Origin of the sequence: uncultured Aquimarina sp., from assembly GCF_947496855.1 — a bacterium.
Classification (GTDB): Bacteria; Bacteroidota; Bacteroidia; order Flavobacteriales; family Flavobacteriaceae; genus Aquimarina.
This window is the reverse complement of record NZ_CANMED010000007.1, coordinates 1-15,334: the sequence shown is the minus strand read 5'-3', so window position 1 is coordinate 15,334 and position 15,334 is coordinate 1. Positions and strand designations below refer to the sequence as shown.

General features: G+C 32.7%; 12 protein-coding genes. 5 read left to right on the top strand and 7 right to left on the bottom strand.

All coding sequences use genetic code 11. The annotated features are described in order from the left end of the window. Positions 1 to 6 precede the first annotated feature (6 nt). A complete protein-coding gene (locus Q0921_RS19580) occupies positions 7 to 1,071 on the bottom strand; it encodes a response regulator transcription factor (RefSeq protein ID WP_299259913.1) in 1,065 nt (354 codons plus the stop codon). Between the two features lie 119 nt (positions 1,072 to 1,190). Between Q0921_RS19580 and Q0921_RS19575 the strand changes: the two genes are divergently transcribed. Then, positions 1,191 to 1,349 (top strand): YqaE/Pmp3 family membrane protein, encoded by a 159-nt coding sequence (locus Q0921_RS19575; protein ID WP_081415682.1) that lies wholly within the window; start codon positions 1,191 to 1,193, stop codon positions 1,347 to 1,349. Between the two features lie 40 nt (positions 1,350 to 1,389). Further along, the gene (locus Q0921_RS19570; protein ID WP_299259911.1) at positions 1,390 to 2,142 is read left to right on the top strand and encodes a hypothetical protein; all 753 of its coding nucleotides are present in this window, start codon (positions 1,390 to 1,392) and stop codon (positions 2,140 to 2,142) included. 58 nt (positions 2,143 to 2,200) lie between these two features. Here Q0921_RS19570 and Q0921_RS19565 read toward each other — a convergent pair whose 3' ends face one another. After that, entirely contained in the window at positions 2,201 to 3,043 is an 843-nt protein-coding gene (locus Q0921_RS19565) for a hypothetical protein (protein ID WP_299259909.1), read from the bottom strand. A gap of 331 nt (positions 3,044 to 3,374) precedes the next feature. On the opposite strand from Q0921_RS19565, the gene lipB reads away from it, so the two are divergent. Beyond that, on the top strand, positions 3,375 to 4,091 hold the full coding sequence (gene lipB / locus Q0921_RS19560; RefSeq protein WP_299259907.1) for a lipoyl(octanoyl) transferase LipB: 717 nt from the start codon (positions 3,375 to 3,377) through the stop codon (positions 4,089 to 4,091). Between the two features lie 50 nt (positions 4,092 to 4,141). Here the strand turns inward: lipB and Q0921_RS19555 are convergent, their stop codons facing one another. From Q0921_RS19555 to Q0921_RS19535, 5 genes are all read right to left on the bottom strand, one after another. Next, on the bottom strand, positions 4,142 to 5,173 hold the full coding sequence (locus tag Q0921_RS19555; RefSeq protein ID WP_299259905.1) for a hypothetical protein: 1,032 nt from the start codon (positions 5,171 to 5,173) through the stop codon (positions 4,142 to 4,144). Positions 5,174 to 5,197: 24 nt separating this feature from the next. Further along, a complete protein-coding gene (locus tag Q0921_RS19550) occupies positions 5,198 to 5,683 on the bottom strand; it encodes a T9SS type A sorting domain-containing protein (protein ID WP_299259903.1) in 486 nt (161 codons plus the stop codon). A 57-nt stretch (positions 5,684 to 5,740) separates the two neighbouring features. Further along, complete coding sequence (locus Q0921_RS19545) at positions 5,741 to 6,706, bottom strand: hypothetical protein (RefSeq protein WP_299259901.1); 966 nt, start codon at positions 6,704 to 6,706, stop codon at positions 5,741 to 5,743. 83 nt (positions 6,707 to 6,789) lie between these two features. After that, entirely contained in the window at positions 6,790 to 9,258 is a 2,469-nt protein-coding gene (locus Q0921_RS19540) for a hypothetical protein (protein WP_299259899.1), read from the bottom strand. Between the two features lie 144 nt (positions 9,259 to 9,402). Then, a complete protein-coding gene (locus Q0921_RS19535) occupies positions 9,403 to 10,005 on the bottom strand; it encodes a ribonuclease HII (RefSeq protein WP_299259897.1) in 603 nt (200 codons plus the stop codon). Positions 10,006 to 10,177: 172 nt separating this feature from the next. Between Q0921_RS19535 and Q0921_RS19530 the strand changes: the two genes are divergently transcribed. Next, positions 10,178 to 12,274, top strand: a complete 2,097-nt coding sequence (locus Q0921_RS19530) for a putative porin (RefSeq protein WP_299259895.1) — start codon at positions 10,178 to 10,180, stop codon at positions 12,272 to 12,274. Between the two features lie 191 nt (positions 12,275 to 12,465). Then, on the top strand, positions 12,466 to 14,769 hold the full coding sequence (locus tag Q0921_RS19525) for an FdhF/YdeP family oxidoreductase (protein WP_299259893.1): 2,304 nt from the start codon (positions 12,466 to 12,468) through the stop codon (positions 14,767 to 14,769). The last annotated feature ends 565 nt before the right edge of the window (positions 14,770 to 15,334 follow it).

The following is a 15,334-nucleotide window of genomic DNA, read 5'->3' as shown; positions in this document are numbered from 1 at the left end:
TAGAAATCATTTATTCTTATATAGTGTTTTCAACTCGTCACGGCTTTCTGCATCTATTTTTTTATATAAGTTGTTAATATGTGTTTTTATAGTGCTTACACTCAAAAAGAGTAAGGAAGCAATTTCTTTATTGGTCTTATCCTGTAGAATTAAATCCAATATTTTTCTCTCTTGTTGAGTGAGTTTTTTTTCGGTTAGTAGATACGAATTCTTATGTTTTCTTAATTTCTGAAATTGAAAGACATTCAACAATCCAGATAGAATTAATAACGAAATTATGATCCATAACCAGTATGACGAGGTTTCTTTGGAGGTGATTTCTACAGAAAATTTATCTGCAGCTAGTTCCGTATTGTATTGTTGAACATATGGACTGTTAGGATACCTGTTCTTTAATCGGTCTAGTAAGGCATCATAATAGGTATTCTGTTTTAAATCCTGTAAGTAATACGTATATAGATTATTGGATTTGTTAGATAGAAATGAATAAATATATAATTCTGTTAAGGGTTCGTTTTGGTTTTTGCCATATTCTTGCAAGGTGTTGAACCATTTTTTAGAATTTACTTTTCTGTTCGCTTCACTTCTATAAGAACTAAAAGCATACCTCATGTTCTCTATAATAGAATCCACCTTAAGAAAGGAGTTACTTCGCTCGTTTGTAGAAACTACTTCGCAAAATACTTCTTCTTCGATAGTAAAAGGTAGTGAGATTGTATCTTCATTTTTCGCAATAAAAAGAATTTCTTTACTGTTTAGGCAAATCCCGTTAAAGTGAATAGCCTCTTTGTCTTCTTCGAAACAGTTTTCAGTATGGATCCGATATATTCGATTCTGAGAAGGAAGATTATTCTCTATAAATACAAAATACCCTGTAGAATCCGGATATACTTTTTGGATGATTTGTTCGGGATAGATGCCAGACATTTTCCTATAATCTTCTATGAGTGATAAATAAATAGTATTGTCTTTAGTATCGTTTTCTACATAACCAGAAAATTTATACTGACTCCACAGTGCAGGAGAACAAATCAAGAAAGAGATACATAGAATAGTTTTTATCCATTTCATATAATAATGTCTAACTTTTTTTTAGAAACTATCCCAAGATAAAAATAATTTTAAGATAGGGTGTAACATAATGAGATATAACACTACCTATAATTATATTATTTAATTTATTTTTGTTTATGAGTATTTGGAGAGTTTTGTTGTCGATTTTTTTTCCGCCGCTAGCAGTTTTAGACAAAGGATGCGGATCAATTATAATCGTACTTTTATTAACCTTGTGTGGATGGGTGCCAGGCGTAATAGCAGCATTAGTAATCATTAACAATCCCAATAAATAATTTTTAAATCAATTTTTTGAAATTGAAAAAAACCAAATGTATGAAAAAAGTTTCCTTGTTAGTACAAACATTTTTAGTAACAATTCTATTAGTAGGATGCCAATTTTCTGAAGATTTACATATCAACGAAGACGGAAGTGGAAAAATATCTTTTAATTTTGATGGTTCCGAAATCATGCAAATCGGAGGAGATAAAATAACGGAAGGGAAGGAGGAAATAATTGATTCTACATTAGTTTTTAAAGACTTCCTGGAGGAGAAAAAAGATAGTATCTCTAAGTTGTCCGCAGAAGAGCAGCAAAAACTAAAAAAATTGGAGAGCTTCAAGATGCATATGCTGATGAATACTCAGTCCAAAGAAATGAAATTCGATTTATATTCAGAATTCAAAAAAGTAGAAGAGTTAGGAGATGTGTTTAATAGTTTTAAAACTGCCTCTACTATCGGTAATCAGAAAAAAGCGAGTCCTGCAGGAAGTCCATTAACAAGTTCTAATGGAGAAGATCCTACAAAAGTTATCTATTCTTATACGGAGAATAAGTTTAAAAGAGTTACAGAAATTTTAGATGAAGAGAAACTAAAAATGAGCTTAGATAGTTTGGAGCAAATGAAGATGTTTTTGGCTAGTTCTAAATATAAAATCAATTATCATTTTCCGAAAAAGATAAAAAAAATATCATCTGAAAAAGCGATGTTTAGTCAAGACGGAAAAAGCTTTACATTAGAAGTCGGTTTTTTAGAGTATATGGAAGACCCTACTGTATTGGATGTAGAGGTAGAGTTAGAGAAATAAAAAGAAAGCGGTTTATTAAAGTAAACCGCTTTTCTTTTAAGGTTCATTTTTATTAATGTTATAATACTCCTTTTCTAATTAATTTTATGACCATATCGCGAACGGTATTTTTTCGTTTGTCTGCGCTTAATGAACCAAGATCGTGAGCTAACAATCCTTGTTCTTCGTTAAGGTCATAAATCTTAAAAGTAGCTTTGTTATAAGAGCCTACAGGCACTTTTTTAGTATTAAAAACAAATAAGTATTCTCCTTTTACTGTTCCGTTTTCGTAAATAGCACTACCAATTAAAATGTGATCCCCATCCTTACTACCTTGATAAATATCAAATTTCATTTGATTAACCATACTTTTATTAAGTTGACTGATTGCATTTTTAGCAGCATATGACTTTACAAAAACATCAGTATCGTTAAAGTCTCTTTGTACTTTATGCCCTTTCCCCGTTAATAGTTCTTTTTCTTCGTCTAATCTTTCCAAGATCCAAGTAGGTCTTTTAGGTGTTTGAGAAGCTATTTCTTTAATTTTTGATGGGTTAAAACCATTCGCAGAGAATATTCCAATTTCTAAAGCATATTGTATAGCGCGCTTTTCGGACAACCAATAATTTTTTTTATTGATAACAATAGTATCCGCTATCTGATCCCCATAATAAGCACGAAATGGAAATGTTTTATCAGAACCAAAAAGTAAAGATGATTGTAGCATCTCTTGTGCTTTAAAAAGAGGTTTTTTTTCAAGATCACTTATCTGATAATATTTAGAACCATCTCCTTTTACTTTTTCTATGTGGGCTACTTTTATTTTGTCAATAAAAATTTCTCCTTTTTTGATTTTTAATTTTTGCGCAGAAGCAAGTGTTGTAATGAATAAACAAACTAAAATTAACGGTATTCTTTTCATTCTGAAGACTTTTAAATTTTTGAAGTCACAAATATAGAATTAAAAATCAATATGTTAATTGATAATATTTTACAGAATAAGGTATATTAATCTAAGTTCGACTAATCCAAAGTGCGTCAGTTTGAGTGAAATTCTGATAAGAATTTTGTATCGAAAACAAGCGCTTTGGATTTTAAAACCTATTCTCGATACATCCGCCCGAGGCGGACACTCGAATTGACAGTTTTTAAATCTAATACGTTAATAATCGAACTCAGGTTATTTTGAAAAAAGTATTAGGACTTCAATAGTCAGAAGTAGAGGCAATTTTTAATCTTGTATCTTTGTAGCGATGAATAAGAAGATAGAAATACAAGAACTGGGACTAAAGGATTTTAAAGAAACCTGGGAGTATCAAGAGATGCTATTTAAAGGAATTTTAGACACAAAAATCAAGAACCGAAGAGAAGATGCAGGCTTAGAGACACAGAACTATTTCATTTTTGTAGAACATCCTCATGTATATACGTTAGGAAAAAGTGGTGATATTAGTAATCTATTGTTGAATGAAGAGCAACTGAAACAAAAAGGAGCTACTTTTTATAAAATTAATCGTGGAGGTGATATTACCTATCACGGTCCTGGACAAATAGTAGGATATCCCATTTTAGATTTGGATAATTTTTTTACGGATATTCATAAATATCTTCGTTTTCTGGAAGAAATGGTAGTGCTTACCTTAGCAGAATATGGAATTAAAGGAGTGAGAAGCGATGGCGAAACTGGAGTTTGGCTAGATGTAGGCACTCCATTTGCACGTAAAATTTGTGCTATGGGAGTAAGAGCAAGTAGATGGGTTACCATGCATGGTTTTGCATTTAATGTAAACGCAGATCTAGGGTATTTTGATAATATTATCCCTTGTGGAATCAATGACAAAGCGGTCACTTCATTAAATGTAGAATTAGGAGTAGAAAAAGTAGATGTCTCAGAAGTAAAAGAAAAATTACTGAAACATTTTACAAAACTATTTGAAGCAGAAATGATACAACAAAAAGCCGAAGCATAAATACTTCGGCTTTTTTGACTAAAAACTAAACAAATCAAATAGGTTGGGGGTTAATTTATTTTATATCCTTCGAACCAACTACCTGTTCCGTCTATTCGTACATCTGTTCCAGAACTAAAGTTCCTTATATTCACAAATACTTCTTGACCTGCATTAAGGAAATAGATACCACTGACATTAATTTTTACATCATCACCATCCACGATTTGATTATAATTAATACCCGTATCAACATTAAAATGAATTCTAAAAAAGGCATTAGTCACCGTATTAGATTGTCTAACTACTGCCTGTAAATAATAATACCCACTTTCTGGTATTACATATCTCTTAGTAGTTGTATTAAAAGCATTTCTGGTATCATAGGTTCGGATATCCCAAATATCTGTTTCTATAGTTGTACCACCGTCTAGATCTTTTACCGCAAAACCGTTACCTCTAACTTTAAAAACAACTGGTGTAGATACTGCTGTAGCGTTATCTACATAGGTTTTTATAGCTCTTTCTGTAGGAACGGCATTATCACTATTGCTGCCAAGGGTTCCGTCCATAGAGATTTCGTTAACAGAGGTTCCGTTTTCTAATTTTAAATCTCCATTAACATCTAACTTAGCAGTAGGAGTTCTATCGATTCCTACATTACCACTATTTATGGTTTCGATATCATCACCATTAGCAGACCATCTGTTATCTCCAGATGTAATAGCGTACGGTACTGCCATTAATTCATTAGTTCCAATTTCTGCTCCATTAAGTGATACGGTTACATAAGAAGCAATACCACCCCATTGAAGTGTGTTGAAGTCACCAGTAACAGGAACTCCATTTCCTATTAATAATCCAAATACACCATTAGCATTGGTAATAACTGTATGGTTTTCTACATAACTTGCAGCGATATCTGCTGCTCCAAATTTTAGGGCAATTTGTATATTAATTGATTCGTCAGCAAGAATATCACCACTAGCACTTCTGGCTACTCCTTGGTAATTAATAAAGTTTTTTTGAACAGTTTGTGCAGATAATAATGTGCAAAGTAATAGTGCACTGAATACTAAAAAATTTGTTATTATTTTTTTCATGATTTCAAAATTTATTAAGCGAGGTTATTTTTTAATGATTTTAAATATTTTGTTTTCGTTGTTTTCTGGAATCGAAAGCCTTAGGATATAGGTTCCATAGGGTAATGTGCTGATGTCAATCCTATTTCCTAACAGTGAAGTATTGAGTTTTTTAGTCATTATTTCTTGACCGTTAAGATTGAATAGAGAAATAGTGTAGCTGTTAACATCAGGAATCCTAATTGTAAAAAAATCCGATACAGGATTGGGATATATCGTAACTGTACTATTGTTAAACAGGAACTCTTCTGTAGAGAGTACATTTAGAGACGCAATTCCAGACCAAAATCCTTGATCAATAGATTCCGAATTGGTAATAGTTTCAATAAAGGTTTCGCCGATAGTAAAAGTTATTATATGAGATGTATTGCTATTAGTGCTCCCAGAATTGGAGATAACACTCGTATCAATCGATTGTGCCTGAGTAGCCATAACGATCCATACCATTAGAAATGTACTGATAGTTTTCATGGTTAAAATGTTTAGATTGTTCTTTTTTGAGATTAATTAAAAAGTAGAATGGTTATATTAGTCTTCTTTGATACTCCATATTTTTCCTGTTACTCCGCCGTCGATTCTACCACCAAATACCCAAAGAGCATCGTTATAGAATAAAGTGCTATGAGCAACTAAAGGATCTAAAGGATTGGCTCCATCATATTTGATCCAATTTTCTAAATCTGATGAGTAGTAGATATTATTAGTAAATAAATCGGTAGTGGTTCGTCCTCCGATAATCCATACCTTATTATTATACACAGTGGCGGTATGCCCATTAATACCAGGAAAAATTGAAGTATTATTTGTAAGTAATGTCCAGTCTCGACCATTAGTGCTTCTCCAGATTTCATTAAGTTTAGAACCACTAACATTCTCACCACCCAATACATACAAAGCATTATTTAAAACAATAGCTCGATGCCAGACACGACCAGAAAATGCGCTAGCAGTTTCTTCTACCCAAGACGTACCATCTTCTGTAGACCATACTTTAGTGTTTTCTGTAATAGGATCACCAGCAATTACATACATTCTGTTATTAAAAACGATTGTTTGATGGTAGGCTACCGCTCCAAAGGGAGCTGTACTAGAGATTTCATCAGAATTCCCAATATAATTTTGCCAGTCACCAGAATTGTTTTCCCCACCGATAAGCCAAAGTTTGTTGTCAAAAACGGTAAGGGTATGTCCACAAAGTTGTTGTTCTAAATTATCTACTTCAGATACCCAAGCAATACCATCAGCACTTGTCCATACATCATCGCTGTATTCCATGCCATTCGTATAACTATTATCACCACCAGTAGACCAAACTTTTCCATTATAAACTGCCATAGAATTACAAAAGAAATCCCCCATTTGATCTTGGTTGGTTTCTAAATTGAAGGTTAATTCTGATGCGGGAGGGCCAGTAAGAATACTATCGTCATCAGTATCACAAGAAAATTGTAATAATGAGAGTAGAAATAAGAATAAAATTTTTAAAGTTTTCATGACATTTTAATTACGTTGTTTCACATTAGTGAGACACATAATCAAAAAGTCAACATGGAATCTTTATAAAATTTAAATAGGTATTAGTTTATTTGATAAATTAGAACGCTATTCTCTTCTCCCTGAACAGCAAACTCTAGATTAGGGTCTTTATCCATATTGCCAAGACTGATCACAGAATTTCCATATACTGGAAAATTCGGGAATAATTCGGCATTACTATCATACAGATATACTTTTTTAGATTGTACATCTGTAATGGCAACATAGATTTTATTATTGATGTAAAAGATCTGAGGCTTCGTGTAGACTCCAAAATCAAGTTCTAAATTTTTCTCTTTAATAGATAATTTGTTTTCAGAGAAAGTAACTAATGTTTTATTAGTAGCAACTAAAGAACTATTTTTATTCAGCTCCTTATCTACTAAAGATACGGTACCATCAGATTGTACTTGGATTAGCTTTCCGTCTTTAGTAAGAGATGTAAATTTATTTTGATATTGTTCCCATTGATTTGTGGAAAAATCTATATGCTGTTTTACATCTACCCTTGTTCTTCCTAAACGATCTAAGATGTTTAGTTTTCCACTTTCTTCGGCTATAAGAATGTAATCCTTACTTCCGATACGAATGTGTTTAGGTGACATAATAAGATTGGTTTCTGTTCCTTTAAAACCAAAACCAGTAACAATTTTTCCCTCGGCATCTAACATGGTAACTTCATTACCTTGTGTAATAAGAACACGATAACGTTTGTTTTTATCATAATCAAATAACGACAACGGCTGTGTAATTGATTTTTCGAATTTTTTTGGATAAGAAGTCACGTCTTTCCCATCTCTATCTACTAGATATAATGTAGTTTCTGTATTAAATAAGAGTTGGTGTCTTCCATTTTTGTAAATGTCAATTTGCTGGATATCACCCATAATGTCACCATTAATTTGTTTTTTCCAAAAAATAGTTCCTTTGTCAGAAATTAGATAGAGATTATTGTCCACATCCTGTACAGCAACATCCATACCTTTTGTTCTGTGATTTTGTAAGAGGATAGGTCTGTTTAATATCTTATTTTCTAAAGAAGTAGATGCCGTTTGGGTTACTGAGGTAGCAGAACCTTTATTAATATTCTTCTGGAAAACTCCGTGAATATGAGCAAAGTTATTTTCTTTTATAACTTGTAAAGCTGCTATTGGATATCCTTTTGTTTTAGCTTCGATCCATTGTTTTTGTTTAGACTCTTCAACATTACCGGCAATATAACCCTTAAGATGTTTTATAGAGCCGACCATTAGTATTGACGATTCATCCGATAGTTTTTCTATGGTGTTGGAGTAGTAGGCCTGTTCCGGTAATACAGTTTTGTTAAGGATATTTGCTATAATGGTTTGTAAACCATTTTTAGAAGGAGATAATACAATATGATCTTCATAAACAAAATAAAATTTAGCTTCGAATTCAGGGATCAAAGGTTTCAGTAATCCCGAAAAAGTAGTAGCCTCTTCGTAACTAAAAATGTCAATATTTCTATAGGACCCAGAAGCTGATCCCGCCAAATGTTCTAAAGTGTTTTCGGGAACTAAAGACGTTAAGGTTAGCATCTTTTCATTTTCCATAAAAATCATTCCGATTTCAGAAACTCCAGATAACAGTTCGTCAAGATCGTCAGGGATGTTTTCTATTTCTCTATCCTGAGCTAAAGCTAAATTCTTTTTCAGGGTATAAAAATCATCATAAGTAAAGGAAATAAATCCATCAGCCGTTATGGGAGTTATTTTGGCAATCTTATTTTCTTGAGCAATGGTATTGTCAAAAATACCAATGGTTGTAGATAATGAATCCTTTTCTATAGCAATACCATCAATATACATTGCATTTTGATCCAGCTTAGCATCAACAGAAATCCATCCGCTGAAATTCGATAATTCAGATAAATTTTTATTTGGTAATATGGAATTATGAATCGCTTTGAGTTGTTTTCCATTTAGTAAAACAGATATAGGGTTTTTAGTAGCAGAAACATCATACGCTTTCATGAGATCTTCGCTTACTGCAATCTTATTTTCTTGTTGTCTAATTGCGTTTTCGATCAATATCTGAGATGAAGAGGCTATCAGTAAACTATCTTGTTTTGTAGCATAAAAAGTATCATCGCCAGAAACTACTTTATGAATAGTTTTGTTCGAATAGCTTATGTTTTCAATAGTTTTTTGGTTCAAAGAATCTTTATTGATAATAGAAGAGTCAAATTTTGAAATATAAGTATACTCAAAATCATTTTTACCAATGGGAGAAAAACAAAGCAATCCTTTAGATTGGTTAATCTGGTCTAATATTGGAAGCTTTTTGAAATACGTAAAAAAATCAATTTCACTATTTGTTTTCAAGAAATCATTATCTCTCAGCATATTCCTTGTTTGCTCTAGATCATTGATTTTTAATATTATCTGAGCATCCTTTGGAATATAATCAATAAGTGTATTTGGTTTTTCGGTAGTTGTGTTACAAGCTAAAACAATTGTGGAAATTAGAATTACAACTATTTTTTTCATGTGTTTGTTTTCCTTTTTATTCTTGTTTTTATAAAAGCAAGCATTGATTATTTAATAACTCACTTTTGAACAATATTATTTTTCAAAAGCCTCTTCATTTCGCATATCATTTTCAAAAGTGCCTTGGAGGGGCATCAAAGATAATTATTTGAACTCTAGCGTAAGCTGTTCCGGCAATAATCTAAAAGTTTTGCGATGATATTTAGTAATTCCATATGTTCTAATAGCCTCTCGGTGCTCTGCTGTAGGGTATCCTTTGTTTTTTTTCCAGTTATACATCGGAAATTCTTCGTGAATCTTTTCCATGTATTCATCACGATAAGTTTTTGCTAAAACAGATGCAGCTGCAATATTCATATATTTACCATCTCCCCTAATAACGCAGGTGTAAGGTATATTATGATATGGTTTAAACCTGTTTCCGTCTACAGATATGTGCTCAGGCTGAGGTTTTAATTGTGCTATAGATTGTTGCATCCCTAGTATAGATGCGTTCAAAATATTGATTTTATCAATCTCTTCCATGGAAATATGTGTAACACCATAGGTAATACAACAGTCTTCTAATAGTGGTCGCAATGTTTTTCTTTTCGCTTCGCTAAGTTGTTTAGAGTCGTTTAAGATGTCATTGCTAAAGTCATCGGGAAGTATGATTGCTGCAGCGGTTACAGGACCTGCCAGACAACCGCGACCAGCCTCATCAGTGCCACATTCGATGAGATCAGGTTTTAATTTTAATTCGAGCATGCTACGAAGATAATGTATGAACAGAACATCAGAAAACTATTTTTGAGAATCAAGAAAAAAACTTATGTCAATTGTAAATTTAAGGTGTAATTGGAGTTAGTGCTAAAACGGGCAATTCATACCATTAACTTTCGTTAAAAAAGTATATTTTTGCCAACAGTTTATTATATAGATGAAAAAGAATTTAGTATTTATAATTATACTTCTTATTGGATCACTAGCATTTGCTCAGGAAGGAAATGAAGAAGAGATTGGTGGCGGTATAACAACAAATAAAGAAAGACCGGATTTTTCTAAGAATAGAAGTGCGCGTTCTAAAAAGGCTAAGAGTAAACCGCCTATCACTGATTATAGGATCATAGATCTAAAAAATGACACCACATTTGTAGATACTACATTAACTATCCAAAGAGATTATAATTTTAATTATCTAAGACGAGATGATTTTGGATTGCAGCCCATAAATAATGTGGGACAAACTTATAATAGTCTTATTAAAGTTGAAGAGGAAGATCATTTATTACCACTTTTCGGTGCCAGAGCAAGACATTTTAACTTCTTGGAAGTAGAAGACATCAAGTATTATAATGTTCCTACACCACTTACTGAGATATATTTCAAGACAACTTTTGAACAGGGACAGCAGCTGGATGCATTTTTTACGGCAAACACTTCTCCGAGACTGAATCTCTCTATAGCATATAAAGGGAATCGATCTTTAGGTAAATATCAACACGCATTAACAAGTACAGGTAATTTTAGAGCTACGGCTAACTATAAAACTAAAAATGATCGATATAGAATAAAAACACATTTTGTTTCGCAAGATTTATTAAATGAAGAAAACGGAGGTTTGTCTGCAGTAGGATTGAACCAATATCTCAATAATACAGAAGAGTTTAATGAACCAGCGGATTTTGCTGATAGAGGAGCGATTGAAGTTAATTTTGAAAACGCAGAAAATATATTACTTGGTAAAAGATTTTATCTCAATCATGGATATTCAATTATTAAGAAAACAGATAGTAGTGTTACAGATATCTCTATTGGCCATATCTTAGACATAACAGATAAGTCATTCCAGTTTGATCAAGACTTAGCTAGTGACCTTTTTGGCGAATCTTATGAAGTCTCAGGAGCTTTATTTGATAAAGTGGCGCTTGAAGATTTTAGTAATCAGTTGTTTCTAGATGTCAATAATGACTGGTTAGGTAAACTAAGAATGAATGTAGGAACTTCTGATTACAATTATGGATATAATACAATAGTTAGTCTAGATGATGATGCTAATACTACTATCACTAATAGGATTAAAGGAAATGTTTATTCTGTCGGAGCTGCATATCAAAAGAACTACAAAGGGTTTCAATTAGCAGCTAACGGTATGTCTATCGTATCAGGTGATTTTGATGGTAATTACATAAATGCTTCCGCTGGATATCAACTTAAAGATTATGGATTGCAATTAGGTATTAGTACAAAATCTACAGCGCCAAACTATAATTTTTTATTGTATCAAAGTGATTATGTAGGGTATAATTGGCAGAATTATAATAATACCGATCCGGAAAAAAACTTCAAAAACATAGAAACACAAAAGATTCAGGCAAATATTAAGGTAAAGAATTTCGCCAATTTAGAAGCTAGTTACACTACTACTGATAATTATACATTTTTTACAAAAAATGCGGATTCCTTAACTGTTCCGGAACAATTTGGTGGAAGTATAAATCTTTTAAAGTTTAAACTAACACAAACATTGAATTTTGGTTGGTTGGGCTTGGATAATACCATAGTGTATCAAAATGTTAATGGAGCAACTAGTACTTTTGATAACGAAGGTGTTGCTAGAGAATATGAGGTGTATAACGTCCCAGATATTGTAACTAGAAATAGTGTGTATTACCAAGATCATTGGTTTAAGAAAGCATTGTTTTTGCAGGCAGGTGTTACCTTTAAGTATTATTCTGAGTATGATGCAGACGGGTATGATCCCGTATTGTCAGAATTTTATGTGCAAAATCCAGAAGAAATAGATTATTTTGATGACGTCGATAAGACAGATGAGGCTGGGGATACAACACAGACTTTTGGAGGGTTTCCTCAGTTTGATATCTTTTTTAATGCCAAAATTAGACAAACCCGTATCTATTTTAAAGTTGAAAACTTTGGAGAAGCATTTAGTCAGAACAATGAGTTTTCTGCTCCAGGATATGCGCCTCGTGATGCGGTGATCCGATTTGGCTTGGTTTGGAATTTCTTTTTATAATTAGGGCACCTGAGCGAGCTATACGTTACAATTCCTCTCCGCTTTTAGCGGATGCGGGATTTTCACTACTATCCCTGGTGCGATTCATTTTAGTGTATTGCGGTAATTAATATCCTTAATGAGTCTTGTAGTAAATAAATAGTAAGACGTATCTTTGATATTGATCACTTTCTTTTTATAGCAAGCATATTATGAGTACTACAAAGAAGCGAAATATATCCGTTTTAGGCCCTAAAAATTTTACAGGAATCAAGCTAAAGGAACCGGCAGAATACGCCGCTGGACTTCCTGCAGTAAAAGTAGCACTTAAGCATACGTTCAAAGAAATGGGTGTTGTGAAATCTGTAAATGGTCTTTTTCAAATGAATCAAAAAGATGGGTTTGATTGCCCTGGTTGTGCTTGGCCGGATCCCGAGAAACCATCAAAACTTGGAGAATATTGCGAAAATGGAGCAAAAGCACTTGCAGAAGAAGCAACAAATAAAAAAGTGGATAGAGACTTTTTTGCTAAATACTCCGTAGAAGAGCTCTCTAATTGGTCTGATTATCAAATTGGGAAAAGTGGAAGGTTAATAGAACCAATGATTTTAAAGCAGGATAGCATTCATTACGAGCCAATATCATGGGAGCAAGCATATGAATTAGTGGCAGAGAAATTAAAAGAATTAAATACTCCAGATGAAGGGATCTTTTATACTTCTGGAAGATCTAGTAATGAAGCGGCTTTTTTATACGGCTTGTTCGTAAGGGCTTTTGGGACTAATAATATGCCAGATTGTTCTAATATGTGTCACGAATCTAGTGGAGTTGCATTAAACGAAACTTTAGGAATAGGAAAAGGTTCTGTGAAACTAGAAGATTTTGATCAGGCAGAAATAGTAATGGTAATCGGTCAAAATCCAGGAACGAATCACCCTAGAATGTTGTCTGCCTTGCAAAAGTGCAAAGAGAATGGAGGGAAGATTATAAGCATCAATCCTTTAGAAGAAGCAGGGTTGATAAGATTTAAAAATCCTCAAGAGGTTAAAGGAGTATTCGCTTCAGGAACCTCATTAACAGATATACATCTTCAGGTGAAAATAAATCAGGATGTTTCCTTGTTAAAGGTGATTCAAAAAAAAATGGCAACTTTAGATCAAGATAATAAAGATGTGTTTGATCACCAATTTATCACAACCTATACGAAAGGATATGATGAGTTACTAAAAGATCTGGAAAAATATTCTGAAAAAGAATTAATAGAATTGTGTGGGGTAGAAGAGTCTTTAATTGATGAGGTCGTTCAATTATTAGCAACAAGAAGTAAGATTATTATTTGTTGGGCGATGGGGCTGACTCAACATAAAAATGGTGTAAATAATATAAAGGAATGTGTTAACCTATTATTGCTTAAAGGAAGCTTAGGTAAACCAGGCTCAGGAACCTGCCCAGTTAGAGGGCATAGTAATGTGCAAGGAGATCGAACTGTCGGGATTATGCATCATGTTTCGCCAGCACTTAATGAATCGATTAAAAAAACTTTTGGTTTTACGCCTCCGGATAAAGAAGGCTTAGATACAGTGCATGCGATAGAAGCTATGAATAAAGGTAAAGCAAAAGTCTTTATAGCTCTTGGAGGTAATTTTCTGTCTGCAGCATCTGATACAGAATTTACGGCAGAAGCACTACAGAATTGTGAGCTAACAGTCAATATTAGTACGAAGTTAAATAGAACTCACTTAGTTGCAGGTAAGACAAGTTTAATACTGCCAACTTTAGGGCGCTCAGAATTGGATAAAAAAGATGGGCAACCAAGACATTTTACTGTAGAAAATAGTATGGGGAAAGTGCACCAATCTAAAGGGATGCTAGAACCTGCTTCGGACAATCTAGTTAGTGAGCCAGAAATAATAGGCGGAATTGCGAATGCATATTTTAACGAAGGACATCCTGTGGAATGGAAACAACTTAGCGAAAATTATGAATCGATTCGAAAAAAAATAGCAAAAGTAATCAAAGGGTTCGATGATGTAAATGTTAGATCAAAAGGTTCAGGTTTTTATTTACCTAATAATGTAAGAGATTTAGATTTTAGTAAACTTCCAGAAGGCAAAGCACAATTTAGTTGTTGCGATTTACCGGAGCATACTTTAAAAAAAGATCAGTTATTGTTAATGACAATTCGTTCGCACGATCAATTTAATACAACGATTTATGGTTTAGATGATCGTTATCGTGGGATTTATAATGAGCGACGCATTGTTTTAATGAATGTTCAGGATATGAATAAACGTGAGCTAAAAAAGTTTGATGTCATTAATATGATAAGCTTATATGATGATAAAGAAAGAAAAGCCTGTAATTTCTTAGTAGTTCCTTATAATATACCACAAGGAAACATAGCTTCATACTTTCCGGAAACCAATGTTTTGGTTCCTTATAACCATTATGCAGATAAGAGCAATACTCCAATTAGTAAATCTATTGTTGTTTTCATAGAGAAAATGTTAGGGTAATAGTTTTTCTAAGGGTTTAAATTGAGTTGTAATAATATTTTTTCATTTGTAACAATAGGGTTAATAGAGTGTTATATAAATATTAAAAAATACTTAACATTTTTTGTTGTTGTAATGATAAAGGTTTGTATGTTTGCACCCGCAAAACGGGGTATTGTTTTGTTACGTTCATTGAGAGAAGATTTAGCTAAGAAAGATTCTAAAAAAAAAATTATTTTTTTGTTGTTAGAATAAAAAAGGTTTGTATGTTTGCAGCCGCAAAAAACGGGTTAGTTTTTTTGTAAGTTCATAGTTAGATTGAGTTATTTATTTCGCTAGAGATTTTTTTTAAAAAAGTTCAAAAAGATTCTTGTTGTGATGAAAATAGGTTGTATGTTTGCGGCCGCAAAAACAGGGATGTTTTTAGAGTTCATTGTAATGATTAGAGTTTGAATTTTGTTCATAGATTTGTTTCTTTTTTGTTTCAGGAAAGTTTCGAAAAAAAAGTAAAAAAAAGTTTTGTTATTTTAAAAGCTGGTTGTATATTTGCACCCGCTTTGAGAAACAAGCGAAGTTCATAAGAAAA

Bases quoted from the DNA above. Each gene is read 5' to 3' on its own strand.
- Q0921_RS19580 (WP_299259913.1), bottom strand. From the start codon at position 1,071: ATGAAATGGATAAAAACTATTCTATGTATCTCTTTCTTGATTTGTTCT.
- Q0921_RS19575 (WP_081415682.1), top strand. From the start codon at position 1,191: ATGAGTATTTGGAGAGTTTTGTTGTCGATTTTTTTTCCGCCGCTAGCA.
- Q0921_RS19570 (WP_299259911.1), top strand. From the start codon at position 1,390: ATGAAAAAAGTTTCCTTGTTAGTACAAACATTTTTAGTAACAATTCTA.
- Q0921_RS19565 (WP_299259909.1), bottom strand. From the start codon at position 3,043: ATGAAAAGAATACCGTTAATTTTAGTTTGTTTATTCATTACAACACTT.
- lipB (WP_299259907.1), top strand. From the start codon at position 3,375: ATGAATAAGAAGATAGAAATACAAGAACTGGGACTAAAGGATTTTAAA.
- Q0921_RS19555 (WP_299259905.1), bottom strand. From the start codon at position 5,173: ATGAAAAAAATAATAACAAATTTTTTAGTATTCAGTGCACTATTACTT.
- Q0921_RS19550 (WP_299259903.1), bottom strand. From the start codon at position 5,683: ATGAAAACTATCAGTACATTTCTAATGGTATGGATCGTTATGGCTACT.
- Q0921_RS19545 (WP_299259901.1), bottom strand. From the start codon at position 6,706: ATGAAAACTTTAAAAATTTTATTCTTATTTCTACTCTCATTATTACAA.
- Q0921_RS19540 (WP_299259899.1), bottom strand. From the start codon at position 9,258: ATGAAAAAAATAGTTGTAATTCTAATTTCCACAATTGTTTTAGCTTGT.
- Q0921_RS19535 (WP_299259897.1), bottom strand. From the start codon at position 10,005: ATGCTCGAATTAAAATTAAAACCTGATCTCATCGAATGTGGCACTGAT.
- Q0921_RS19530 (WP_299259895.1), top strand. From the start codon at position 10,178: ATGAAAAAGAATTTAGTATTTATAATTATACTTCTTATTGGATCACTA.
- Q0921_RS19525 (WP_299259893.1), top strand. From the start codon at position 12,466: ATGAGTACTACAAAGAAGCGAAATATATCCGTTTTAGGCCCTAAAAAT.